21 protein-coding genes and 1 pseudogene are annotated in these 20,582 nt (G+C 38.8%); 11 read left to right on the top strand and 11 right to left on the bottom strand.

Going from position 1 to position 20,582, the window contains the following annotated elements:
• Window positions 1-68: 68 nt before the first annotated feature.
• Genes LS67_RS06715 through LS67_RS06700 form a run of 4 tightly spaced genes read left to right on the top strand, consistent with a single transcriptional unit; the run spans window position 69 to window position 5,237 of the window.
• On the top strand, window positions 69-1,226 hold the full coding sequence (locus LS67_RS06715; protein ID WP_034326289.1) for a succinyldiaminopimelate transaminase: 1,158 nt from the start codon (window positions 69-71) through the stop codon (window positions 1,224-1,226).
• A complete protein-coding gene (gene murC / locus LS67_RS06710; protein WP_034326291.1) occupies window positions 1,223-2,542 on the top strand; it encodes a UDP-N-acetylmuramate--L-alanine ligase in 1,320 nt (439 codons plus the stop codon). The genes LS67_RS06715 and murC overlap by 4 nt, the downstream gene beginning before the upstream one ends.
• On the top strand, window positions 2,542-2,997 hold the full coding sequence (locus LS67_RS06705) for a hypothetical protein (protein ID WP_052082109.1): 456 nt from the start codon (window positions 2,542-2,544) through the stop codon (window positions 2,995-2,997). The genes murC and LS67_RS06705 overlap by 1 nt, the downstream gene beginning before the upstream one ends.
• A gap of 5 nt (window positions 2,998-3,002) precedes the next feature.
• Window positions 3,003-5,237, top strand: a complete 2,235-nt coding sequence (locus LS67_RS06700; protein ID WP_034326293.1) for an endonuclease MutS2 — start codon at window positions 3,003-3,005, stop codon at window positions 5,235-5,237.
• Window positions 5,238-5,242: 5 nt separating this feature from the next.
• On the opposite strand, the gene LS67_RS06695 is transcribed toward LS67_RS06700, so the two are convergent.
• From LS67_RS06695 to LS67_RS06675, 5 genes are all read right to left on the bottom strand, one after another.
• Entirely contained in the window at window positions 5,243-5,533 is a 291-nt protein-coding gene (locus LS67_RS06695; protein WP_034326294.1) for a hypothetical protein, read from the bottom strand.
• 111 nt (window positions 5,534-5,644) lie between these two features.
• On the bottom strand, window positions 5,645-7,882 hold the full coding sequence (locus LS67_RS06690) for a flagellar hook-basal body complex protein (RefSeq protein WP_034326296.1): 2,238 nt from the start codon (window positions 7,880-7,882) through the stop codon (window positions 5,645-5,647).
• Window positions 7,879-8,700, bottom strand: coding sequence for a flagellar hook assembly protein FlgD (gene flgD, locus LS67_RS06685; RefSeq protein WP_034326297.1), 822 nt, complete (start codon window positions 8,698-8,700; stop codon window positions 7,879-7,881). The genes LS67_RS06690 and flgD overlap by 4 nt, the downstream gene beginning before the upstream one ends.
• A gap of 15 nt (window positions 8,701-8,715) precedes the next feature.
• Window positions 8,716-9,996, bottom strand: coding sequence for a flagellar hook-length control protein FliK (locus tag LS67_RS06680; protein ID WP_052082108.1), 1,281 nt, complete (start codon window positions 9,994-9,996; stop codon window positions 8,716-8,718).
• A gap of 37 nt (window positions 9,997-10,033) precedes the next feature.
• On the bottom strand, window positions 10,034-10,975 hold the full coding sequence (locus tag LS67_RS06675; protein ID WP_231944739.1) for a hypothetical protein: 942 nt from the start codon (window positions 10,973-10,975) through the stop codon (window positions 10,034-10,036).
• 133 nt (window positions 10,976-11,108) lie between these two features.
• Here LS67_RS06675 and LS67_RS06670 point away from each other — a divergent pair, with 133 nt between their 5' ends.
• Together LS67_RS06670 and LS67_RS10135 are read left to right on the top strand one after the other, a co-directional pair.
• Window positions 11,109-11,687: a phosphatase PAP2 family protein gene (locus LS67_RS06670; protein WP_034326298.1), complete on the top strand. Its 579-nt coding sequence runs from the start codon at window positions 11,109-11,111 to the stop codon at window positions 11,685-11,687.
• A 122-nt stretch (window positions 11,688-11,809) separates the two neighbouring features.
• Window positions 11,810-11,944 carry a hypothetical protein gene (locus tag LS67_RS10135; RefSeq protein WP_268902970.1) on the top strand — a complete coding sequence of 45 codons (135 nt, stop codon included), beginning with the start codon at window positions 11,810-11,812 and terminating at the stop codon, window positions 11,942-11,944.
• Here the strand turns inward: LS67_RS10135 and LS67_RS06665 are convergent.
• Both LS67_RS06665 and LS67_RS06660 read right to left on the bottom strand, forming a co-directional pair.
• Window positions 11,910-12,605 (bottom strand): NAD(+)/NADH kinase, encoded by a 696-nt coding sequence (locus tag LS67_RS06665; protein ID WP_236096366.1) that lies wholly within the window; start codon window positions 12,603-12,605, stop codon window positions 11,910-11,912. The two genes, LS67_RS10135 and LS67_RS06665, sit on opposite strands and share 35 nt — an antisense overlap.
• A gap of 8 nt (window positions 12,606-12,613) precedes the next feature.
• The gene (locus LS67_RS06660) at window positions 12,614-13,192 is read right to left on the bottom strand and encodes a hypothetical protein (protein ID WP_034326301.1); all 579 of its coding nucleotides are present in this window, start codon (window positions 13,190-13,192) and stop codon (window positions 12,614-12,616) included.
• A 239-nt stretch (window positions 13,193-13,431) separates the two neighbouring features.
• On the opposite strand from LS67_RS06660, the gene yedE reads away from it, so the two are divergent.
• The 4 genes from yedE to LS67_RS06640 all read left to right on the top strand — a co-directional run bounded on the left by yedE (window position 13,432) and on the right by LS67_RS06640 (window position 17,806).
• Entirely contained in the window at window positions 13,432-14,658 is a 1,227-nt protein-coding gene (gene yedE, locus LS67_RS06655) for a selenium metabolism membrane protein YedE/FdhT (protein ID WP_034326303.1), read from the top strand.
• Window positions 14,659-14,669: 11 nt separating this feature from the next.
• The gene (gene yedF / locus LS67_RS06650) at window positions 14,670-14,909 is read left to right on the top strand and encodes a sulfurtransferase-like selenium metabolism protein YedF (RefSeq protein ID WP_011116139.1); all 240 of its coding nucleotides are present in this window, start codon (window positions 14,670-14,672) and stop codon (window positions 14,907-14,909) included.
• Between the two features lie 243 nt (window positions 14,910-15,152).
• Entirely contained in the window at window positions 15,153-17,180 is a 2,028-nt protein-coding gene (locus LS67_RS06645; RefSeq protein WP_034326305.1) for a BspA family leucine-rich repeat surface protein, read from the top strand.
• 326 nt (window positions 17,181-17,506) lie between these two features.
• Window positions 17,507-17,806 carry an outer membrane beta-barrel protein gene (locus LS67_RS06640; RefSeq protein ID WP_138109650.1) on the top strand — a complete coding sequence of 100 codons (300 nt, stop codon included), beginning with the start codon at window positions 17,507-17,509 and terminating at the stop codon, window positions 17,804-17,806.
• On the opposite strand, the gene LS67_RS06635 is transcribed toward LS67_RS06640, so the two are convergent.
• Window positions 17,725-17,946, bottom strand: a complete 222-nt coding sequence (locus LS67_RS06635) for a hypothetical protein (RefSeq protein WP_201274027.1) — start codon at window positions 17,944-17,946, stop codon at window positions 17,725-17,727. The two genes, LS67_RS06640 and LS67_RS06635, sit on opposite strands and share 82 nt — an antisense overlap.
• A 182-nt stretch (window positions 17,947-18,128) precedes the next feature.
• On the opposite strand from LS67_RS06635, the gene LS67_RS06630 reads away from it, so the two are divergent.
• On the top strand, window positions 18,129-18,935 hold the full coding sequence (locus tag LS67_RS06630) for a TSUP family transporter (protein ID WP_236096365.1): 807 nt from the start codon (window positions 18,129-18,131) through the stop codon (window positions 18,933-18,935).
• 99 nt (window positions 18,936-19,034) lie between these two features.
• On the opposite strand, the gene LS67_RS06625 is transcribed toward LS67_RS06630, so the two are convergent.
• From LS67_RS06625 to LS67_RS06615, 3 genes and pseudogenes are all read right to left on the bottom strand, one after another.
• Entirely contained in the window at window positions 19,035-19,439 is a 405-nt protein-coding gene (locus LS67_RS06625; RefSeq protein WP_081951502.1) for a carboxymuconolactone decarboxylase family protein, read from the bottom strand.
• Window positions 19,440-19,501: 62 nt separating this feature from the next.
• Window positions 19,502-19,579 (bottom strand): annotated as a pseudogene (locus tag LS67_RS10260) (twin-arginine translocation signal domain-containing protein); the annotation flags it as partial.
• A gap of 193 nt (window positions 19,580-19,772) precedes the next feature.
• Window positions 19,773-20,549 carry a M15 family metallopeptidase gene (locus tag LS67_RS06615; protein WP_173644080.1) on the bottom strand — a complete coding sequence of 259 codons (777 nt, stop codon included), beginning with the start codon at window positions 20,547-20,549 and terminating at the stop codon, window positions 19,773-19,775.
• Window positions 20,550-20,582: the final 33 nt, after the last annotated feature.

The following is a 20,582-nucleotide window of genomic DNA, read 5'->3' as shown; positions in this document are numbered from 1 at the left end:
GGGTAGTATATTTTGCTTACATTTTACACATTGTGGATTTTAGAACAACAACACTTTAAGGAGGCTGTGTGCTTAACCATTTTGAAAGTTATCCCTTTGAGAAGCTCCGCGCCCTCCTCGCAAATGCCACCCCACCAGAAAATTGCGAAATTTTTACCCTCACTATTGGAGAGCCTCAATTTCCCACTCCGACAAATATTATAGAATCTTGGCGGCAAAACGCACATTTACTCAACAAATATCCCAAATCAAGCGGCGAAGATGAGCTAAAAAACGCGCAGATTCAATTCCTTAACAAACGCTACAATCTCGCGCTTAGCTCACATCAAATTATCCCCACCTTTGGCACACGCGAAGTGCTTTTCAACTTCCCGCAGTTCTATCTCTATGATATGCCAAGCCCTACCATTGCTTATCCTAATCCTTTTTATCAAATCTATGAGGGCGCAGCTATTGCTGCAAAAGCACAAATAATTCTTATGAATCTCACAGAGCAAAATAACTTTACACCCTCACTCACAGCAAAAGATCTTGAGAAAGTCCATTTAGTTATTCTTAATTCTCCTAATAACCCCACAGGTAGAATACTAGATATGCAAGCACTTAAAGAATGGGTAAAAAAAGCACTTGAATATGATTTTGTGATTATAAATGATGAATGTTATAGTGAAATTTATGAGAGCTCTCCTCCTCCGAGCATTCTCCAAGCCTCAATCCAAGCAGGAAATGCACAATTTAAAAATATTATTGCCCTTAATTCTATTTCCAAACGCTCCTCTGCTCCGGGTTTGCGTAGCGGTTTTATCGCCGGAGATGCTGAAATTTTAAAAGCCTACAACCTCTATCGCACTTATCTGGGCTGCGCACTGCCATTACCTTTGCAAAAAGCTGCTGCCGTAGCGTGGAAAGATATGCAAACTCCTGAATCTATCCGACACATTTATGCTAAAAATCTCGCCTTAGCGAGGGAGATTTTAGAACTAAGCACAGGGCAAATCAGCCCTTATACCTTTTATGTATGGCTTAAAGTTGATAATGATGAGGCATTTTGCAAATTCGCCTATGAGAAAAAAGGAGTGCTTACTCTGCCAGGTAGTTATTTAGGCAGGGAGAATCAAGGTAAAGGCTATGTAAGAATCGCCCTTGTGTATGATAATAATACAACAAAAAAAGCACTTCTTGCCCTTAAAGAAGCAATCAAACTTTATAAACAGGAGCATAAATGAAAATACATTTCATAGGCATTGGCGGTATTGGTATTTCAGGCTTAGCCAAATATCTCCGCGCACAAGGCATAGAAGTGAGTGGCTCGGATATTGCAGAGGGAAATGCCACAAAATACCTCCGCGCACAAGGTGTGCCTATTCATATTCCTCATAGTGCTGCTGCTATTACCAATCAAGATGTAGTAATTCATTCAGCTATCATTAAGCCTGATAATATTGAAGTGCAAGAGGCAATAAAAAAAGGTATTAAAGTCCTTTCACGCAAAGAAGCCATTGCTTCTATTCTTAAAGAAAAACGCGTCTTTAGCGTATGTGGCGCACACGGCAAATCTACAACAAGCGCAATCTTAAGTGCGATTCTTCCACAATTTGGTGCAATTATTGGTGCAGATTCTAAAGAGTTTGGCTCAAATGTGCGTGAAACGAAAAGTGAAAGCATTGTTTTTGAAGCTGATGAATCTGATAAAAGCTTTTTAAACTCAAATCCTTATTGTGCGATTATCCCAAATGCCGAGCCAGAGCATATGGAGAGCTATAATCACGACTTAAAGGAATTTTATGGCGCATATTATGAATTCATTTGTAAAGCAAAAAAACGCATTTTAAACCTAAGCGACCCTTATTTGCAAAGCCTTACAGGTATAGAATCTATCACGCTTTGCCCTGATAAAGACATTAAAGACATACGCTTTAATCTCCATAATGATGAACCTCAAACAACTTTTAGCCTTAAAAATTATGGGGAGTTTAGTGTATGGGGTTTTGGAGAGCATATGGCGCAAAATGCAAGTTTGGCAATTTTATGCGCGCTTGATGAGCTAGGAGATTCTGCCCTACCCCAAATTAAAGAGAATCTTAAAAACTTCAAAGGTATCAAAAAGCGATTTGATATTCTCACTAAAGGCGCAACAACAATTATCGATGATTACGCCCACCACCCCACAGAAATTCTCGCTACACTCAAAAGCGTAGCGATTTATAACTCGCTTAAACCTCATAATAAAGTCATTGCCATTTGGCAACCTCATAAATACTCGCGTGTGCTTGATAATCTGCAAGCTTTTATAGATTGCTTTCATAATGCGTGTGATGAACTTGTGATTTTACCTGTATGGAAAGCAGGTGAAGCACATATAGACATTGATTTTGCTTCACTTTTTGCACATTATAATCCCACCTTTGCCACACATCTTAAACGCGAAAATTCTCAAATCCACCTCTATGATGGAGATAATCTCATTAAAACTTTGCAAAATGCACTTATTATTGGGCTTGGCGCAGGAGATATTACTTATCAATTACGAGGAGAAAAATAATGGGCTATGTTATCTTTTTACTCACATTACTCCTTTTTGTCCTTATTTTTGTGCTTCTTGCTCGATATAAAGAGCATATCTCACGTCAAAGTAAAATCATTATCGGTGTGTGTTTTTTAGCACTTGCCGTGCTTATTGGTATCTACAATCTCGTGCAAGAAGATGAGAGTGAAAAGCTGAATGCAATAAAGGGTGCATTTTTGCGTGGGATACCTATTGTGTGTAATTATCAGGGTAAGGAGATTGGCATTAGCGCAAAGGATTTTAACCTAAGCAATGGCACGATGAGCTTTCAGGGCAAAAATAATGCTTCTTTTACACACATTGTGATTCCATTACAAGAATGCAAGACAAAAAACACAGAGCAAAATATAGAATCTTCACAGACACAAGAAAGCGAAAGTAAAAGTATAGGTGAGGATTCACAAGATTCTATAAAGGCTAAAGATTTATAGCTATAATGCCAACACAAGAATATCAAACACTCATCACAAGGCTTGATTTATCCGCCTTTTTAGAGCAGTTTCAAGCATATTTCGCGCGGACAAAAGGCTTTATTTTTAATGGAGACAGGCAGTTTTATGCCACGATTTTGCAAGAACTTGATGATGTCCCATTATCCGCACCACCCAAACTTGCCTCACTTGATACACCTTTAATGCACCTCAAAAAAAGCGGTATCTTGGGGCTAGATTCTATCTTTGCTTGTATGCAGCTTGTGCGCTATTTTCTCTATCTCAAAATAAGGATTTTAGAATCCACCCCCTACACGCAAAAATGGCTTGATAAAATCGTTATTCCAAACGCGCTTAGCGATATACAAGAAATTTTTGATGATGAGGGCGAGTTAAAAGAAGGTATTTATCCTGATATTGACAATCTCAAATCCCACATCAAGCAAAACAAAATGCGTATAGACGAGCAAATGCGTCAGATTCTGCAAAAATCCGCTATCGCACCCTATCTCGTGGATCACAATGTGCATTATATTAATGAACACGAATGTTTGTTACTTAAAGCTGGATACAATCAAGTTATCAGCGGTATGGTGCTTGAACGCTCACACAATGGCTTTTTTTATCTCTTGCCAGATTCTATTATCACACTTAAAGAGAGGCAAAATACACTCAAAGACAGCTTGCAAGAAAGCTTATATAAGCTTTGTGCTACTCTATGCGCAACCTTACATAAACATATTCCTTTTTTGACTTTTCTTAACCACGCTTTTGATACCTTTGACCATATCTATGCGCGATTAAGCTTTGCCAAAGCCTATAATCTCTCATTTATCTATCAGTTAAGTAAGCAAAAAGATATTATCCTGCACGAGTTTTCCCACCCAACATTAGCCAATCCAAAGCCCATTAGTTTAGAATTTAACGCCCAAACGCTAATGATTACGGGTGTAAATGCAGGAGGGAAAACTATACTTCTAAAATCACTCCTTAGCGCGTGTTTTCTCACTAAATTTCTCATTCCGCTTAAAATCAACGCGCACCGCTCACAGATTCCATATTTTAAGCATATCGTAGCTATTCTCTCCGACCCACAAAATAGCAAAAATGATATTTCGACCTTTGCGGGGAGAATGCTTGAATTTAGCCAGATTCTAAACACACCCACTCTCCTACTTGGTATCGATGAAATCGAGCTAGGCACAGATGCGGACGAGGCGGCGAGTCTCTACAAGGTGCTTTTAGAGCATATAATGGCAAATGGCGCGCACATCGTGCTTACCACACATCATAAACATCTTGCAGCACTTATGGCGCATAATCCCAAAGTCCAGCTCTGTGCCGCAATGTATGATATACAAAACCAAAAACCACTCTTTAGTTTTCTTAAAGGTAGCATTGGCAAAAGCTATGCGTTTGAGAGTGCGGCGCGCTATGGTATCCCGCATACACTTATCCAACGCGCAAAAGAAGTGTATGGCGAAGATAAGGAACGGCTAAACGAACTTATCGAACGTTCAAGTGAGCTAGAAATTGCGCTTTTAGATAAACGCACAGAGCTAGATTCGCTCATAAAAAGTTATGAAAACAAAATTTTATCGCTTAAAGAACAAGAAGAGGCGCAAAGAGAAGCTTTTCTCAAACTACAACATCATCTAGAATCTACCTACCAAAACGCCACGCAAACACTTAAGAGTGCCCTAAAAGCAAAGGAATCTAAAGACATACACAAGGCTTTTAACAAGGCTCATCATATTTTACAAGATAAAATCACGGCAGAACCTCCCAAACTAGAATATTCACAAACTTTCAAAGTTGGCGATAGAGTAAAATATAAAAGTGCAAGAGGCAAAATCATAAGTATAAAGGGTGCAATGTGCTTTATTGAGCTTGACAATGGTGTGAAACTCAAGGAAAAATTAGTCAATCTCAAACCCCTAGGTGCTACTCCGCCCTCACCTCCCCCACAGACAAAAATTATGCTCTCACACACAAAAAGCGTAGGGGTAAGCTGCGATTTGCACGGAATGCGTGGTGATGAAGCAATAGATAAGCTCGATGAATTTCTATCCTCCGCGCTTATCGCCGGATACGACGAAGTGCTTGTATATCACGGCATTGGCAGCGGAATCTTAAGCAAACTTGTGTATGATTATCTCAAGTCTCACCCCAAAGTATTATCCTTTAGCGATGCACCCGCACAAATGGGCGGATTTGGCGCAAAGGTGATTAGGCTTTGAATCTTTTATATCAAATTTCGTTGGCATATAGGCTTGTTAAATAATCGCACAAGAGCATTTTTTGTCGCTATCGTTTGGATAAAATCCCCTAGATTTGTATATCCAGACATTACACAATGTATCGTGTAGGAAAAAAGCAAGAAGTGATTTGTTGCAACTTTTGCATTTGTATTAAGGATAATAAAATTCCTCAAAGCGAGTGTTTGCTCTACACAAGACAACATTTCTAGTTTTGTAGAGGGAGTTTTTTGTCTCGTATTTTTGTGAGAATACTTGATAATTTTTGTTTTAGCCATTTCATCTTTTAAAGCCTTTACATTGAGATGTTTCTTACATAAATTTGCTTATTTAAAAAATAATAAAGATAGATTCTACAATACGAGAAACATCATAGAATCTAAAAAATCTTATCGTTTGAGGTTAATCGCCTCTTTTAACAAATCATCGCCAGTTGTGAGGGCTTTTGCGTTCATCGAATAGCCCCTTTGCATTACAATAAGCTCTGTCAAGGCATTTCCCACATCAACATTGCTTGTTTCAAGGTGCTTATACAGCACAGAGCCATACTTAAGATTCAATCTATCCCAGCCGAGTATTGGGCGTCCGCTAATAGTATTTGCATTACCATTTACGACCATTTCAGTCATTTCAAAGAGATTTCCACCTACTTTTCTAAGTCCTTGATCATTGACAAAAGCCGCGATTCCCACACGCCCCATAGGCTCATACGCGCCATTATCAAACGCTAAGAAAATAATGCCGTCTTTATCAATTCTCACATCACGCAAATGCCCTTCAGCTCGTCCGTCCTGTTCCTTAGCCACCACACCAGAATCCCGATATACAAAATTAGAGCTTGGCACTTTGTCTGTCCCTGCGATATTATATATCACGCGCTTATCGCCAAATTCTAATTCCACAGGCTCTGCGATTGGCTTACCATCAGTGCCAAACTCTATATTATGCACGACAAAATCCGGGCTTACCATCACTTCGCCCTGCTGGTCAAAGATTGCTGAGCGCACTTCCCACTGCTCACCGCTTGGTGGCGTAGCGTTTGGATTATCAGAGGCTGTCATAAAATAATGGCTTTGTATAAGGAATTTCTTGCCACTCTCATCATAAATTTCCACATTGGTTTGATAACTTGGAATCTGTATAAACTCACTATGGAAGCTATCCCCGCGAATCTCCTGCCAACCGATTTTATCCACTTTTGGGTCGCTTGAGCCACTATCGATAATCTTGCGGTAAAGTTTGCCATCACGACTCACAATATCATCAAGTGCGTAATTCGTGCCTTGCGCGTATTCTGGCGGAAGCGAAGTCTGCATATCCGCGATTTCCTCCCAGTTGCCCTCACCTATGGGATTATTCCCAGCGTGCTCTGTGCGGCGGTAGATTTTGCCCTCACTCGCAACCATATCGCCTTCTAAATAGGTGGCATTCTCACTCCAATCGCTAATTGCGCTCGTATCTAAAATGCGCCAATTCTCCTTATCCTCAAATGGATTCTCGCTCTTGCCAAGCTCACCTGTGCGCATAAATACCACGCCCTTATATTGCACAATCGTATTTGGCTCATAGGCTTTATTTGCGTTGAAATTCACACCCACGCCACTACTAAAATGATCATTTTTACCTTTGAATCCTAACTTTTCAAACAAACTTCCGCCGAGTTCTAAATTAAGCTTTTTATAAGAATTATTTTTTAGTTCAAGGCTTACCTTCTCACCTACTTTATCATCAGCGCCCTTATTTATCACAAGCTCCAAGCCCACCTTATCAAGCAACAATTCCTTTAAATCGTTAAAAGTGCGAAACTCCAAAGCCTCTGCACCACCTTGCCCATATTTAAAGGTAAGCACTTCCTTGCGCCCTTCTTTATCAAGCGTGAGACGCACCTCATTATAACTTGGGGCATTGAGCGGCACATCATCGGCGGCAAAGGCATTAATGTCGGTATTCATAAAACGTTCTTCATCAAATTCGCCATTTGCATTTCTAAAGAATTTTGTCGCAGACGAAGCATTTTCATTTTTATTCAAATTCGTGCTTAAATCAACTCTTGTCGTAAGCACAGGGCGATAGTAAAGATTCTGTGGCACTTGCAAAGGTTTCAGCATACCTGAAGATAAGGCTTCTGTATCTTGTTCTTCACTTTGACTTGAAGTGAAAATATCATTTTCTATTTTACCCAAATCCACTCCATACATATAATATCCACTTGTATTGACAATATACCCCTCGCCATCACGCAAAAACGAGCCATCGCGTGTAAAATAATTTTTTTGCTTTTTCTCATAGCCATCATCTTTGATTTCAAATGAACCACTTTTTTGCTCACCTACAATAAACCAACCTTTGCCCTCATAAGCGACATTAAATTCACCATCACTTGCTTTATAGCTACCGCTACGAGTAGAAATAGCATTGCTTGATTTTGTTGCACCATAGTTCATATCGTTATTAATAGGAGAATCTGCATTAAGAGAATCCATATTACTAGCAAAAAGGCTTTCAAATTGTGGAATATTCTCTCTGTAACCAATGGTATTGACATTGGCAATATTGTTTGCAATAGAATCTAGCCCAAATTGATGCGTTTTTATACCACTATATCCATTGACTAAAGTCCCATTCATAGCCCGTGGTCCTTATTATAAAATTCAATCGCACTATCAAGCGGCAAGATCATATCACCCATTCGTAGCATAGGAGCACCTTTATCAAAAATAATGCTTTGCACCTCTCCTCTTCCCACACGAGCAGTATGATATTGCTTTGTGCCTTCATCAAGATTATACTCCGCGCGGATATTATAAGTGCCATCATCAACCTGCTTACCTTGATTATCCAAAGTATCCCAAGTAAATTCCAAATAGCCATTTTGATTTGCTCTATCTTTAAGTGAAATGCTTTTTACCATTTCATTGCTGCTATTAAAGATATGCACCATAGGTTCGCCCTTATTTGGGTCAATTTTTTGGTCAAAGTATATAGAAAATTTCACCGCCTTACCCCGCTCCACATTCACGCCAAAGACATCAGTTTCTGCGACTTTGCCTATCATTGACACCGTGTTGAGTGCATTCAGTTGAGCCGTAAGCACATTTGATTTTGCATTCTCTTGCATACCAAGATTCAAAGCTTCAAGGGATTCTTTCATTTGGGATTGAAATTCTTTAAGCTCTTTATTTGTTTCCTGCGTGCTTTTCATCGCCTCCGCCACTTCAACCATTGTCTTTTTATTTTGCTCCTGCATTTCAACCTGTGTGAGTTGGGCAGTTTGTGTGATGATTTTGTCTGTTTCCATAGGCGCGGTTGGGTCTTGATTCTTTAATTGCTCTAAAAAGAGGCGCATAAACGCGTCATTATCAAGCTCATTAATATTACGCACCTTTTCCTTTTCTTTTGCTATTTTTGCCGCACTGCCTGTAACTTCTGCTAAATCAACTGCCATTGTCCTACCCTCAACCTACGCATATTTTGGAAGCGTGATATGAATCATATTTATCTCGCCATTTTGCGAATCTTCCAAGCCATTTTTGTTCCTATTTTCGTGAGATGAGCCATTTTGTGAGGCGTTTTGCTCTCTAGGATTATCTCCACCGCCCTTTTCACCGGAACTAAAGCTTATATCTACATTTTCAAAGCCTACCTGTGCGAGAGAGTTTCTAAAATCCACTTGATTTTGCAAGAATAGCCCCACCGCGTTGGCATTTGACAACACACTTATATGCAAATCCTTGCCTTTTTTTGTGATTGTAAGCTCCAAACTCCCTAAATTACGCGGATTTAGCTCCATAGAAAGCTTTGTAACCGGTGGCTTATAGTTTAATATCTCCTCACGCAAAGTCTGTGCGAAATATCTTATATTTTCTTTAGCAAGAGCTGAACGATAGAGAATCTGCGTCTTCTCATTTTGCTTGACTTGACTTACCTCCGCACTTTGCTTTTGTGCACCACTCTTTTGCGTTTGACTTTCTTTTTGCTCTTGGATTTCTTTGGGCTGCTCCTTTTTTTTCTCTCCACTATTGAAACTTTCTATCTTTTGAGGCTCTTCCTCATCGATAAACTGACTTGCAAGCATATCCTCAAAGCCTATTTGCGCCTCCTCTTTATTTTTTGACTGCACGGATTGAGAATCGCCTGATTTTGTCATTTTTTGGCGCGAATCCTTTTGTGAATCTTTGTGATTTTTATCCTTATTTGATTCCACAATCGCCAAACTCTGTGCCAACACATTGCCCTTATTTTGTGCATTTGTATTCTGTGGCATTTGCCCTTTAGCTTGAGGTTTTAAGATGATTTCGCTCTCTTTGGATTCTATTTCTTGTGCCACTTCATCATCTTCTAGCTCAAATGCTTGTGGCGCAATATACTCTTTATGCTCCTTGCTCTGCTCCTGCAAAATCTGCGATACCTGCACTTTTTGTGTCGCTTGAATTTCTTTAGAATCTGCAATCTTTTTAATATCTAAAGGTTTTTTTGCAGATTCTTTAGAATCTATCACAACATTCTGCACCTCTTGCTTCTTGGCATTTTTGTGCTTCTTTGACTTTTTTGTCTTACCACTAGTTCGCTTTGCATTAGCAGATTCTAATACATCTTTAGTCTCTTTAGAATCTGCACCCTTTATAGGCATATCCTTGAGCGAGGATATTTCCACCTTAGATTGAGATTCTACGATACGCGTGGTCTCACTACTTTTAGAGTGAGATTCTACGATATGTGTAGTCTCGCCATTTTTAGACACAAAAGTCTTTGTGCTGCGCTTCTCAACTATCTCTACATCAGCTGATCTGGGGTCTGTCCTTTATAAAGGATAAATCAGCGATATTTTCTGTCTCTGGCTTTTTACTCGCATACTCATTTGAGATTTTGCTCGTGATATTTTTAGGCTTGTTCGTGCCTCGCTTCACAATGGCGATTCTATCGACATTATTTTCATACTCATACGCTATACTTTCTTTTGCCGATGCGGGAATAGTCTTCACCTTTGGCGTGGCTGGCTTTTCCTCCTCTTTACTTAATATAATATTGCTAGGATTAAGTCCCTTTACTTGGGCTAATCTCTCTATATCTGCCAAAGTCTTTTCATCATTCACCTTTTGAGGCATTGGCATAGTTGTAAGACGCTCTGCTGGAGACTTTTGCTCTGCTAGTTTTTGTTCATTTTGCCCCGTTATTGTTTTATCAATGGCAGGTTTAACAAGATTTTGTATATTTTTATCGTGTTCTGCACCGGGTTGTGAATCTGCCTTAAGCGTTTTTTGAGATTCTTTATTTGCCGCGCTCAATGCTTCAATCAAAGGATTTACCTCTGCTGGTTTTGATTCTTTTGCATTTTTAATCTTTTCTTGCAAGGCTATTTTAGAATCCTGCCCGTCATTGTCCGCAAAATCAAATGATGTAAGCGGAGCAGATTTTGCATTCGCTTCTTTACCTATAGCGAGTTGAGATTGTGTATTTGGCATACTTGATATATTTTTACCTTGCGTGGCTTTAGCATTTTTAGTCGGTATTTTAGAATCTTGCTCGGCTAACTTCGCCTTATTTTGGGCTTTTTGCGCGGATTCTGTATTTTTTGCAGTCTTAGCCTGTGCGGCTTTGGCAAACATATCTTCAAACTTGCTCTCAAGCTTGCTTACTTCGGCTGATGGTGAGTTGGCGCGTTTATTTGTGGAATCTGTTTTGTTTAAAATGGTGTTCTGCATAGCATCTAGCATAGTCATACTCCTCGAGTAAATTTTGTAAGAGATAAAGCAAAAAATATTCCGTATATACCCAAAAAATCAACAAACACTACGCAAAAGTTTGTAAAAATTATTTTATAATAGCGCTCATAAACACACAAAAAGGAATATAATGAAATTTTGTAGTATCATACTACTATGGATAATGCTCCTCACACAGGGCTTTTCTTACGAAAAAAGCGGGTTTAAAATCTATGGCGATGTAATGTTGATTTTGCCCTTTGCAATGATGGCATATAGCTATAGTATTGATGATATTCAAGGCGTGAAGCAACAGGCTATCGGTGCTGGAGCGACACTCATCGGCACACATCTTATCAAACAAGGATTTGTCATCGCCTCACGCTCGAATGAAGCAAACGCTAGAATCTCCCAACGCCCGAACAATGGGAGCTTTGATGGCTTCCCCTCCGGGCATACTTCATTTGTATTCTCAAGCGTGGGATTTGCTCAAAAACGATATGGTTGGAAATGGGGATTACCACTTGCAGCAGTAGCGACTTCTGTGGGAATAAGCAGAATCTACGCGGAGAGGCACACCACTGCGCAAGTTATTTCCGGAGCAATTTTTGGCTTTGGCACTTCGTATCTCCTTGCTTCAAAATATCAACCAAAGCATCTTAGTCTCTCACTTCATACCGCCATAGATGGCACACCAAGCTATCATTTACACTACAAAAAGGCATTTTAGCCAAACACCCTTGTTGGAAGCGTTACTTTGTATAAAAAATGTTTGTGTAATTTGCTTTTTTAAGAGTGATTTTTAAGTTTTATTATAAAATTATGGCTTAAAAAATCAAAGAAGGAAAGAATATGACACCTCAAGAAAAACTCAATAAGCAAATTTATGATGCGCTTAATGCTACAATAGAAGCACCAAAAGAGAAATTAGAATCTCTAAAAACAAAAGTCCTTACACTCTGTGAAAATGTGGTGCAATGGGGGTAAGCAAAATGTTGCGACAATAAGGATAAATAACTGAACCACCTGCACTAATATTATACGCAGTAGAGCCAGCAGGCGTGCCGATGATAAGCCCATCACATCTATAAGTATTAAAATATTTTCTATCAATACTTGCATCAATATGCACCATACCGCTTAATTCGTGTTTGGAGATAAGAAATTCATTGATGGCAATAAGCGTTTGAGCAGGAGTTTGGTTTTTATTGTCTAAATTGTCTTCGTATGCGGTATTTAAGGTGGAATATATACGCGCTTGAAGCACGAGATGTTTTTGCAGAGTGTAATCCCCACTTTTAAGATGAGAAGTAAAGGTATGTAGATTTTGAGGCATAAGTGCCGTAAGAAAGCCTAATCGCCCTGTATTAATCCCCATACAAGGTAGTTCATATTCAAATGCGCAGCGAAGCATAGAAATAAGTGTCCCATCGCCACCAAGGCTAAAAAGTGCATCACATTGTGTAGCAAGCTGATGAAAATCTCTTCCTAAGAGTTCAATCATACCCCCACTAATGCTTTCTAATATCACTTCAATGCCAGCATTATTAAGCTCTTCTTTTATTTGCAAAAAAGTCGTTTTTAGCTCCGGGCTTGAAGGGCGCAAGATAACGCCAACTTTTGTAATAGGGGCATTATGAGATTTCATTTTAGAGTCTATTCCACATAGTATGCGCGGACAACAAATCCCCTTTGATTTGCTTTTTGCTGACTTAAGCCCTCAAATGCTGCGACATTTGGCATTCTTTTGCTCACTATATAAATAGCCTCTCTTGCGCGAAAACTCGCTAATCCTTCTTGTTTAAGCTCTGGGCTTAGCCCTGCATAAGGGAGATTATCTACCACGCCTGAAATCTCAAAAGCCACAATTTTATTATCTGCCCTTGCCATTGCTACAATACCACTTGTAAGCTCTTCAGTGCAGTTTTTTGGCATACCCCAACGTCCTATTTTCATATTGACACAACGTGCCACGATTTTATCTTTTGGTTTGATAGAATAGCGGAGTTTCACAGGAGTGCTCTCTTGCTCTTTTTTTAATGCTTTGGTTTGGGCTTTTAAACGTTGAATTTGCGTGTCTTTAGAATCAAGTTCAGATTTTTCTATTTTTTCACTAATATCCTCAAGCAAAATATCAGAATCTGCTGCTATATAATAATATACACCACCAAGAGCCACTAAAAGTAGCAGGACAAATATTAAAAAAATTTTTATTTTTGATGAATTCCTTTCCATAGCTATACACTCCTTGTATATGTCAAAAGCTAGAGGTTATAACGCCTTTGGTGCTCCTTATTTTTAAGGAATACAAGCAAAAAATATTCTACCATAAGGTTAAGATTCTATTAAGTCGCTGTAATATACAATCTTAAATCTATCTTAGAAAGGCTTTCGTGTAAAGCATTACATTAGAGACGCATCATACTTCTTTTTCTTACGCACTCTAATTTTATTTTGCTATTTTGGGGAATGTTATGTTTGAGGATTTCAAGCAAAGATTCCTAGTCAAATTTTGGTCGCCTATGCCCGCGATTATCGCACTTGGCGTAATGGCTGCTTATTATTTTGGTTTGACTGGGACTTATTGGGCTGTTACAGGTGAATTTACGCGTTGGGGCGGACATATTATGAATCTTTTGGGTGTGGATACAAGCACTTGGGGTTATTTTAAGATTCTAGGTTTGCAAGGAACACCGCTAGATAGGGTAGATGGCGTGATGATTATTGGAATGTTTGCAGGGGCATTTGCCGCTGCCGCAATGGCAAATAATGTCAAGTTTCGTTTGCCTCAAAGCAATATTAGAATCGCTCAAGCCCTTATTGGTGGGATTATCGCAGGATTTGGTGCGAGGATTGGTATGGGTTGTAATTTGGCGAGTTTCTTTACGGGGATTCCACAATTTAGCTTGCACGCGTGGTTTTTTACGATTATGACGCTTGTTGGTGTGTGGCTAGGCACAAAGGTTGTTTTACTCCCACTTTTTCGCTCTCATACAAAGCTAGAGAAAGTCAGCTCACAAAAAGACATTGGAAATAGCAAAGAAAATCAGAGTAGGGCAAAACTCCTTTTTGCACTTGGTGTTTTGGTATTAGTTGGAATTGGCGTTTGGGTAGCGTATCTAATGGCGTATGGCAATATTCCAGAGGGCAAAAAGATTCCTATTTTAGCACTTGCAGTTGTATTTGGTGTGGGATTTGGCTTTATCATCTCACGTGCGCAGATTTGCTTTACTTCTGCCTTTAGGGATTTATTTATCACAGGGCGTGGATATATGGCAAGAGCGGTGATTGTGGGAATGATGGTTTCAACTATTGGCGTTTTTAGTTACATTATGCTTGGGCTTCCGCCTAAAATTATGTGGGCTGCGCCAAATGCAGTGATTGGCGGATTGCTCTTTGGCTTTGGTATTGTCATTGCAGGAGGGTGTGAATGTGGCTGGATGTATCGCGCGGTTGAGGGGCAGGTGCATTATTGGATTGTAGGTGTTGGTAATGTCATTGGTTCTACGCTTTTGGCAGCGACTTGGGATTATTATTCTGTGCCGCTTGCGACAAGCTTCCCTAAAATTAATCTTTTAGAATCCTTTGGTAATTATGGTGGCTTGGTGGTAAGCTATGTGCTGCTTTTTGCATTCCTTGCCTTTGTGCTGTTTCTTGAGCGGCGATATTTTGCCAAAAATAAACGATTTGAACGCGCATAAAGGAGGAGAATATGCAACAAGAAATTATCCCAAATTTTAGATTAGACTTGCAAGGCGAGCCTTGCCCTTATCCTGCGGTAAGAACTCTGGAGGTTTTGCCCGAGCTTAAAAGTGGCGAGATTTTGGAAGTGCTAAGTGATTGCCCACAAAGCATTAATAATATCCCCATTGATGCGAAAAATCACGGCTATGAAGTGTTAGGAGTAGAGCAGCTAGGAGCCACGATAAGGTATCTTATCAAGAAGCCTTAAAATATGCAGATTAAGATGTTTAAGCAAAATTATTTTATAATGCAACATTTTAAAACTTCGGGGGAGTAGCAATGGCAAGAAAGGCTTGTAATATAATTAAAGATTCTTACACACATAAGATTTCACAGAGTGAATCTACTAATCCCCCCCCCTACTTTTATTGCTTATGTATTAAAGCCTAATTCCTCTTAATATTTTCGTTAAGTTATAAAGTAAATTTAAGAAAATAATCAAGGAGAGAAAATGAAAAAACAAATTATCTTTGGATTTGTGTTTTTAGCTTGTGTGGGGGCAGTTGCATTTGGAATAAAGGCATTAAGAGATTCTAAATCTCTTGTTTCTGAAAGTGTAGAAAGTGTATTGCTCCAAGATACTCAAAACAATATTGCCACACTCAATAATGCCGATTCTATTTCTACTGGTGTATCTCAAAATCCAAATGAGACTTATATATTACCTCCTATAATCCCAGAAGTGCCACTTCCTGAAGGCTTGGAAGCCAAAGATTTTAAGTTTAACCAACAAGATAAACCTCATTTCAAGCACCCATACGACCCCGATAATTACACTTATGACTTTCCACTATTAGAGTTAAAAGATTCTCAAGGACATTCATTATTTGAACTTCCTGATAAACCCACTGAGATGATGATACCCGTCAATCAAAAAGATAATGAAATCATATATGCTACACCCTATTTTATCCTAAAAGAAAATACTTTAGATAAATCTTTTGGTGTAACACTCATAGGAAAGAATGAAAAAGCTATTTTAATGTTTGGGGAGATAGACCCAGAAGAAACTTGTTGCCAATTTTATTCTATACCCAATGGGCTAGAGTTCAGCGTTGATTTTGCAAAAGTTATAGGGGATTATTTTATTTTTTATGATTCACAAAGCAAACGCACAGCCATAGCAAGAATACTTTATGATGGTGAAAAGAAACTAGCTCATTGGTGGCTTTATAATCACGGCTATATTGAAGTTACTGAAGATTTTGAAATAAATGGTCTTTTGTTGTCAGATGATATTTTTAAGTCTGTATATTATGATGGTATTTATGGAGGACAAAATAAATCCGCAGAATCTGAAGAATCCGAAGTAATGTATATAGCTATTGACAACAAGGGTATCTTTCACCCAAAGGATAAATATGAGCTCTATTACCTTCTCACCTCTGAAAATATTGATTTTAAAAATATTGACACAAGCAACATTACAAATATGAGCTTTTTGTATGTCTTAGAGTGTGAGCTTTATTATGGTGATTTCTTCTCCTTTTGGGGGTGTATGCGAGATAAAAATGCACCAAGTTTCCAGCCTAGTGATTTTTCACATTTTGATGTCAGCAATGTTACCGATATGTCATATATGTTTGCAGGAGTAACTTGGGAGTTTGATGGACTTAATGAATGGGATACCTCTAAGGTAGAAAGTATGGAGGGTATGTTTGCGAATGCGAGCGCATTCAATGCACCTTTGGATAAATGGAATGTAAGTAATGTTAAAAATATGCAATTTATGTTTACAGGAGCAATAAGTTTTAATCAACCATTAAATGCGTGGAATGTCAGCAATGTAAAAAATATGAGCGAAATGTTTTGGAATGCAGAGAGTTTTAATCAACCTCTTAACCAATGGAATGTGGAAAATGTTGTAAATATGACATACATATTTAAAAATGCCTCTACCTTTAATCAAGACTTAAATATGTGGAAAGTCTCGCGTATGCTTGAAATGGAATATAATTGTGATTGTCTTGCGGAAGAAACTTTTAAGGGCACACCTTTAGAATCTCATTTGCCAAATTGGGTTTACAAGCTGACAGAGAAAGAACAAGCAAAGCTTGAAAGCATACCCAAGAAAGGAATTATATATTACCCACAAGATAAAGAGGAGCTTATTTTATTGTTTAGACAACCCATACGAATAGCTCTTGATCATATTGATACGAGTGCTATTACAGATATGGCAGGATTATTTTCTGAATATGTCTATTATCGTCATTCTGGTTGCCAAATACAAAAGTGGAATGTGAGTAATGTTAAAACAATGAGGGCTATGTTTAAAGATGTAAAATCATTGAATTGCGATTTGAGTGGGTGGGATATTTCTAATGTAGAGGATATGAGTGAGATGTTTGAAAACACTTCAATGTCTTTTTCGCTTGAACAATGGGGAGAGCAGCTAAAGAGCAATGTAAAACAAGAGGCGATGTTTAAAAATACACCTTTAGAATCTAATCTACCACAATGGTATAGAAAAAAGTAAATCTACCCTCAAAAAGGCGTATCAAAAATATCATTTCACACAAGAATTTTATGTCGCGTAGCATTTGATACCCACACACTTCAAATTCTTCCCTCTAGAAAATGCACGCCACGCAATGCACTCACAAAGCAAGGCAAACCTACGAGTGAATATGAAATGTAGCTTCTACGCACTTAACAAACACAGCCTTAAGATTCTCTCCATATTGCTACATTTTTCTACATAAATATATTTTTTCTTATCAAACCTTTTGCTTTTAAGCAAAAATCGGGGGGGATAGAATTGAAATCGCGTTTAACGCAAAATTATCAACAAAGGTGGTTTCAATGAAAACAATCAAAAAATGTGTGCTAAGCTCTGCGGTAGCTTTAGCTCTTGCGAGTTCTGCTTCTTTTGCTGAAGAAAGTGGCGCATTTGTAGGTGTAGGTGTGGGCTATGGCGGCTCTCAAGTAAAATCTGGTGAAAAGATGAACCTTGATGGCATAAGCTATGAAATCATTGCTGGTTATAAGCAATTCTTTACTCCTAGCTTTGGATTGCGCTATTATGCAAACTTTGCATATGCAGATGCAAGTGGAAAATCAAAAGACACAAGCCATTTTTGCACCTCTACTTGCTCCTCATAACCCTTATCAATATGCGTTTGCAAAATCTCAAAGCCAAGATTCTCTAAAGTCTGCTTTGCGACATCGTGCAAAGTTTGGCTAAGCCTCCCACCAGAGTTTCCAAAGACTTTGCCACCATTTAAAAGTAAAATTTTTTTCATTTGTTATCCTTGTATAGAAAATACATTTGACATTATAAAGCCTGACACTTGGTGTTTGTCAAGGGGTGAAAGAAAATATTCAAGATTTGCAAATGCCTTTTTTCAAATAAAATTTAGTATATAATGCGCAAAGATTTTGATTTTTGCCAACATAAGAAAGCGATACTTTAATAAGGAGAAATATGAGCTTAGATTTATTCACAATGGCTACATTTACAACCCCTACATTTGAAGGCATAGCTCTGTATTTTTATCCTCTCTTCTTTATTGCTTCTATTGTAGGCGGGGTTGTAGGCTCACTCTCTGGCGGAGCAGGAATGATAACTATGCCCTTATTACTTGTAAGCGGACTAAATCCCCTCCAAGCCTTAGCGACAAATAAGCTTCAAGCCTGTGTAGGCTCATTCGTCAGCGCAGCACATTATTATCATCAAGGCTTAGTTGATATGAAAGAATCCCGCGCAGTGATGATAGTCGCAATGCTCTTTGGAGCGTTGGGCGCGATTTTGGTGCAATTTGTAGAAGTCGCCTTGCTTTCCAAAATCTTGCCTTTTGTGATGATAGCAGTGGGTGCATATTTTTTGCTTTCTCCAAACATTAGCGAGGAGGATAGAGCGCAAAATCCTCATAAAATCTTTTTGTTTGCTTCTATGGCAGGGGCGAGCTTATATGGAGGGCTTTTGGGCATTGGGATTGGCTCTTTTGTCTTAGCCTTGCTTGTGAGTATTGGCGGATATGGGCTTAGCAAGGCTTTAGCACATTCGCGTTGGGTAGTTTTTAGTATCAATATCGCCTCTACTTTGTTTTTTGTGCTTGGAGGCAATGTGCTATGGGTTTTGGGCAGCATTATGTGTGTGGGACAAATCATTGGAGCGACTTTGGGAGCGCGCCTTGCAATAAAGCACGGAGCAAAGATTATCCGCCCGATTGTCATCTGTGTATGCTTCGCCCTCTCTGTGCAACTGCTTGTTAGGGAGTTTTTTAGATAATCTAAAATTCTATTTTTCGTGTAACCTGTGAAGCCTTAAGGTAGATTTGCGTTTAAGATTTTTCTATCAAAGCCTTTTAAGTCTCTTTCTTCTTGCCTCTTAATGTCTAGCAAAAGAAATTTGAAGCCTACATCTCATCTCTTGCCTCAAAAACTCTTTTGGCAATAAACATCGCTTAAGCATTTTTGGAAATCCTGTGTAAGGAATGCGCTGCATAAAACTCTCAATAATCTTTTCTTCTGGAATCCCCATATTTAAAGCCGCATTAATATGCACTGCAAGCTGTGCTTCGCAGCCTCCTGCTGTGAGCAAACTAGAGAATGTAATGAGTTCGCACTCTTGCAAATTGAGCTCACCTCGCGTATAAATATCGCCAAAGGCAAATTCAATGATAATTTTTCCTAAATCTAGCGCGATTGCACTAAGTGAATCTATAACTTTCTGCCCCACTTCTCCATCAATCTTTTGAAGCTGCTCTAAGCCCTTTTCAAATTGTGTTTGCATTTGTTCTCCTTGATTAGATTCCTGCGCTAAAGCTACGCCAAGTTGGAATCTTGCTTCACATTTTACCCCAAAAGCGGTGTATAAGCCCCAAGTGTCGCCACTCCTGCGAGTTGTGCTGAAGTCTTTAAAAAATCTCTACGATTTGTCTGTTTCTACTTATAGATTCTGTAATTATAAAGCCTGATAGTTGGTATTTGTCAAGGGCGTTTTGGATTTTTCTATGTAAAGATTTTAGCACCACGAAATATGTAAGATTCTGAATCTAGCCTTTGAGAACATACCTTGGAAGCTAAAAATATTGTTAAGAAATCTTATTGATTTTAGAATCTTGCCCTACTTATTGAGTTGTTGTAGATTTTTAGCATAGCAAATAATCTCCGGACGATATTCAAAGTGCATCGTATCATAATGCCACCACCGCCCACCCCATATGAATCCCTCTTCCTCAAACGCACGGACAATCTCTAGGGGGATTTGATTCTCATACTGATATTCATTGCGTTCTTTTTTATCCCATAGCCAATATTTAGAAAATTGCGTATTTATATCAAGTGCAATGCCAAAGCTGTGAGGGCTTAAGTTAGGAGAATCCGCAATCGTGCGCCAATAAAACGCATCTTGGTCGCTCAAAAATTGATAATATGCCTGTTGAATGTTGCTTAACCTTTGTATGACTCGCTCAAAAGCCTTATCTACACCATTTGCACTTGTTACCACTATGAAACTTTCATTGAAATATTCTTTAAACCAAGGCACTTGCACCAAATGTTCTTTTACTTCTTCCTCGTTCTCGCCATAAATGGCTTTGTAGAATCCTAAATGTCGTATGCGTGATGTATCCTCGTTGCGATTGGTAACATTACCGCTAAATGGGTAGGGGTAAGTGAAAGCATCATTCATATCGGGGGATAAAATCATCTCATCATAATCTTTACGCTTACCATCATCCCACACAAAGCTGTTGCCATTTTTAAGCAAAACTTGATTATCGCTAATGCTTACCACCTGCGGATAGTATCGCTTCACACATTCCTGCGCGATTATATCCATTACCTCATCAGCCCATAAAAGCGCACGGGATACACACAAACACACTATAATCTTTTTCATCTCTTTGCCTTATTTTAATGAAAAATTATAGCG

The sequence above is a fragment of the Helicobacter sp. MIT 03-1616 genome (assembly GCF_000765685.2).
GTDB lineage: Bacteria > Campylobacterota > Campylobacteria > Campylobacterales > Helicobacteraceae > Helicobacter_C > Helicobacter_C typhlonius.
Note: the sequence above shows the minus strand (reverse complement) of the source record. Positions and strands in the feature narration are given on the sequence as shown.

What these genes read in the sequence shown, in the direction of transcription:
- LS67_RS06640 (WP_138109650.1), top strand. Translation starts at nt 17,507, where the DNA reads ATGAAAACAATCAAAAAATGTGTGCTAAGCTCTGCGGTAGCTTTAGCT.
- LS67_RS06700 (WP_034326293.1), top strand. Translation starts at nt 3,003, where the DNA reads ATGCCAACACAAGAATATCAAACACTCATCACAAGGCTTGATTTATCC.
- LS67_RS06635 (WP_201274027.1), bottom strand. Translation starts at nt 17,946, where the DNA reads ATGAAAAAAATTTTACTTTTAAATGGTGGCAAAGTCTTTGGAAACTCT.
- LS67_RS06660 (WP_034326301.1), bottom strand. Translation starts at nt 13,192, where the DNA reads ATGGAAAGGAATTCATCAAAAATAAAAATTTTTTTAATATTTGTCCTG.
- yedF (WP_011116139.1), top strand. Translation starts at nt 14,670, where the DNA reads ATGCAACAAGAAATTATCCCAAATTTTAGATTAGACTTGCAAGGCGAG.
- murC (WP_034326291.1), top strand. Translation starts at nt 1,223, where the DNA reads ATGAAAATACATTTCATAGGCATTGGCGGTATTGGTATTTCAGGCTTA.
- LS67_RS06615 (WP_173644080.1), bottom strand. Translation starts at nt 20,549, where the DNA reads ATGAAAAAGATTATAGTGTGTTTGTGTGTATCCCGTGCGCTTTTATGG.
- LS67_RS06665 (WP_236096366.1), bottom strand. Translation starts at nt 12,605, where the DNA reads ATGAAATCTCATAATGCCCCTATTACAAAAGTTGGCGTTATCTTGCGC.
- LS67_RS06645 (WP_034326305.1), top strand. Translation starts at nt 15,153, where the DNA reads ATGAAAAAACAAATTATCTTTGGATTTGTGTTTTTAGCTTGTGTGGGG.
- LS67_RS06625 (WP_081951502.1), bottom strand. Translation starts at nt 19,439, where the DNA reads ATGCAAACACAATTTGAAAAGGGCTTAGAGCAGCTTCAAAAGATTGAT.
- LS67_RS06670 (WP_034326298.1), top strand. Translation starts at nt 11,109, where the DNA reads ATGAAATTTTGTAGTATCATACTACTATGGATAATGCTCCTCACACAG.
- flgD (WP_034326297.1), bottom strand. Translation starts at nt 8,700, where the DNA reads ATGGCAGTTGATTTAGCAGAAGTTACAGGCAGTGCGGCAAAAATAGCA.
- LS67_RS06630 (WP_236096365.1), top strand. Translation starts at nt 18,129, where the DNA reads ATGAGCTTAGATTTATTCACAATGGCTACATTTACAACCCCTACATTT.
- LS67_RS10135 (WP_268902970.1), top strand. Translation starts at nt 11,810, where the DNA reads ATGACACCTCAAGAAAAACTCAATAAGCAAATTTATGATGCGCTTAAT.
- LS67_RS06705 (WP_052082109.1), top strand. Translation starts at nt 2,542, where the DNA reads ATGGGCTATGTTATCTTTTTACTCACATTACTCCTTTTTGTCCTTATT.
- yedE (WP_034326303.1), top strand. Translation starts at nt 13,432, where the DNA reads ATGTTTGAGGATTTCAAGCAAAGATTCCTAGTCAAATTTTGGTCGCCT.
- LS67_RS06690 (WP_034326296.1), bottom strand. Translation starts at nt 7,882, where the DNA reads ATGAATGGGACTTTAGTCAATGGATATAGTGGTATAAAAACGCATCAA.
- LS67_RS06675 (WP_231944739.1), bottom strand. Translation starts at nt 10,975, where the DNA reads ATGACTATGCTAGATGCTATGCAGAACACCATTTTAAACAAAACAGAT.
- LS67_RS06695 (WP_034326294.1), bottom strand. Translation starts at nt 5,533, where the DNA reads ATGGCTAAAACAAAAATTATCAAGTATTCTCACAAAAATACGAGACAA.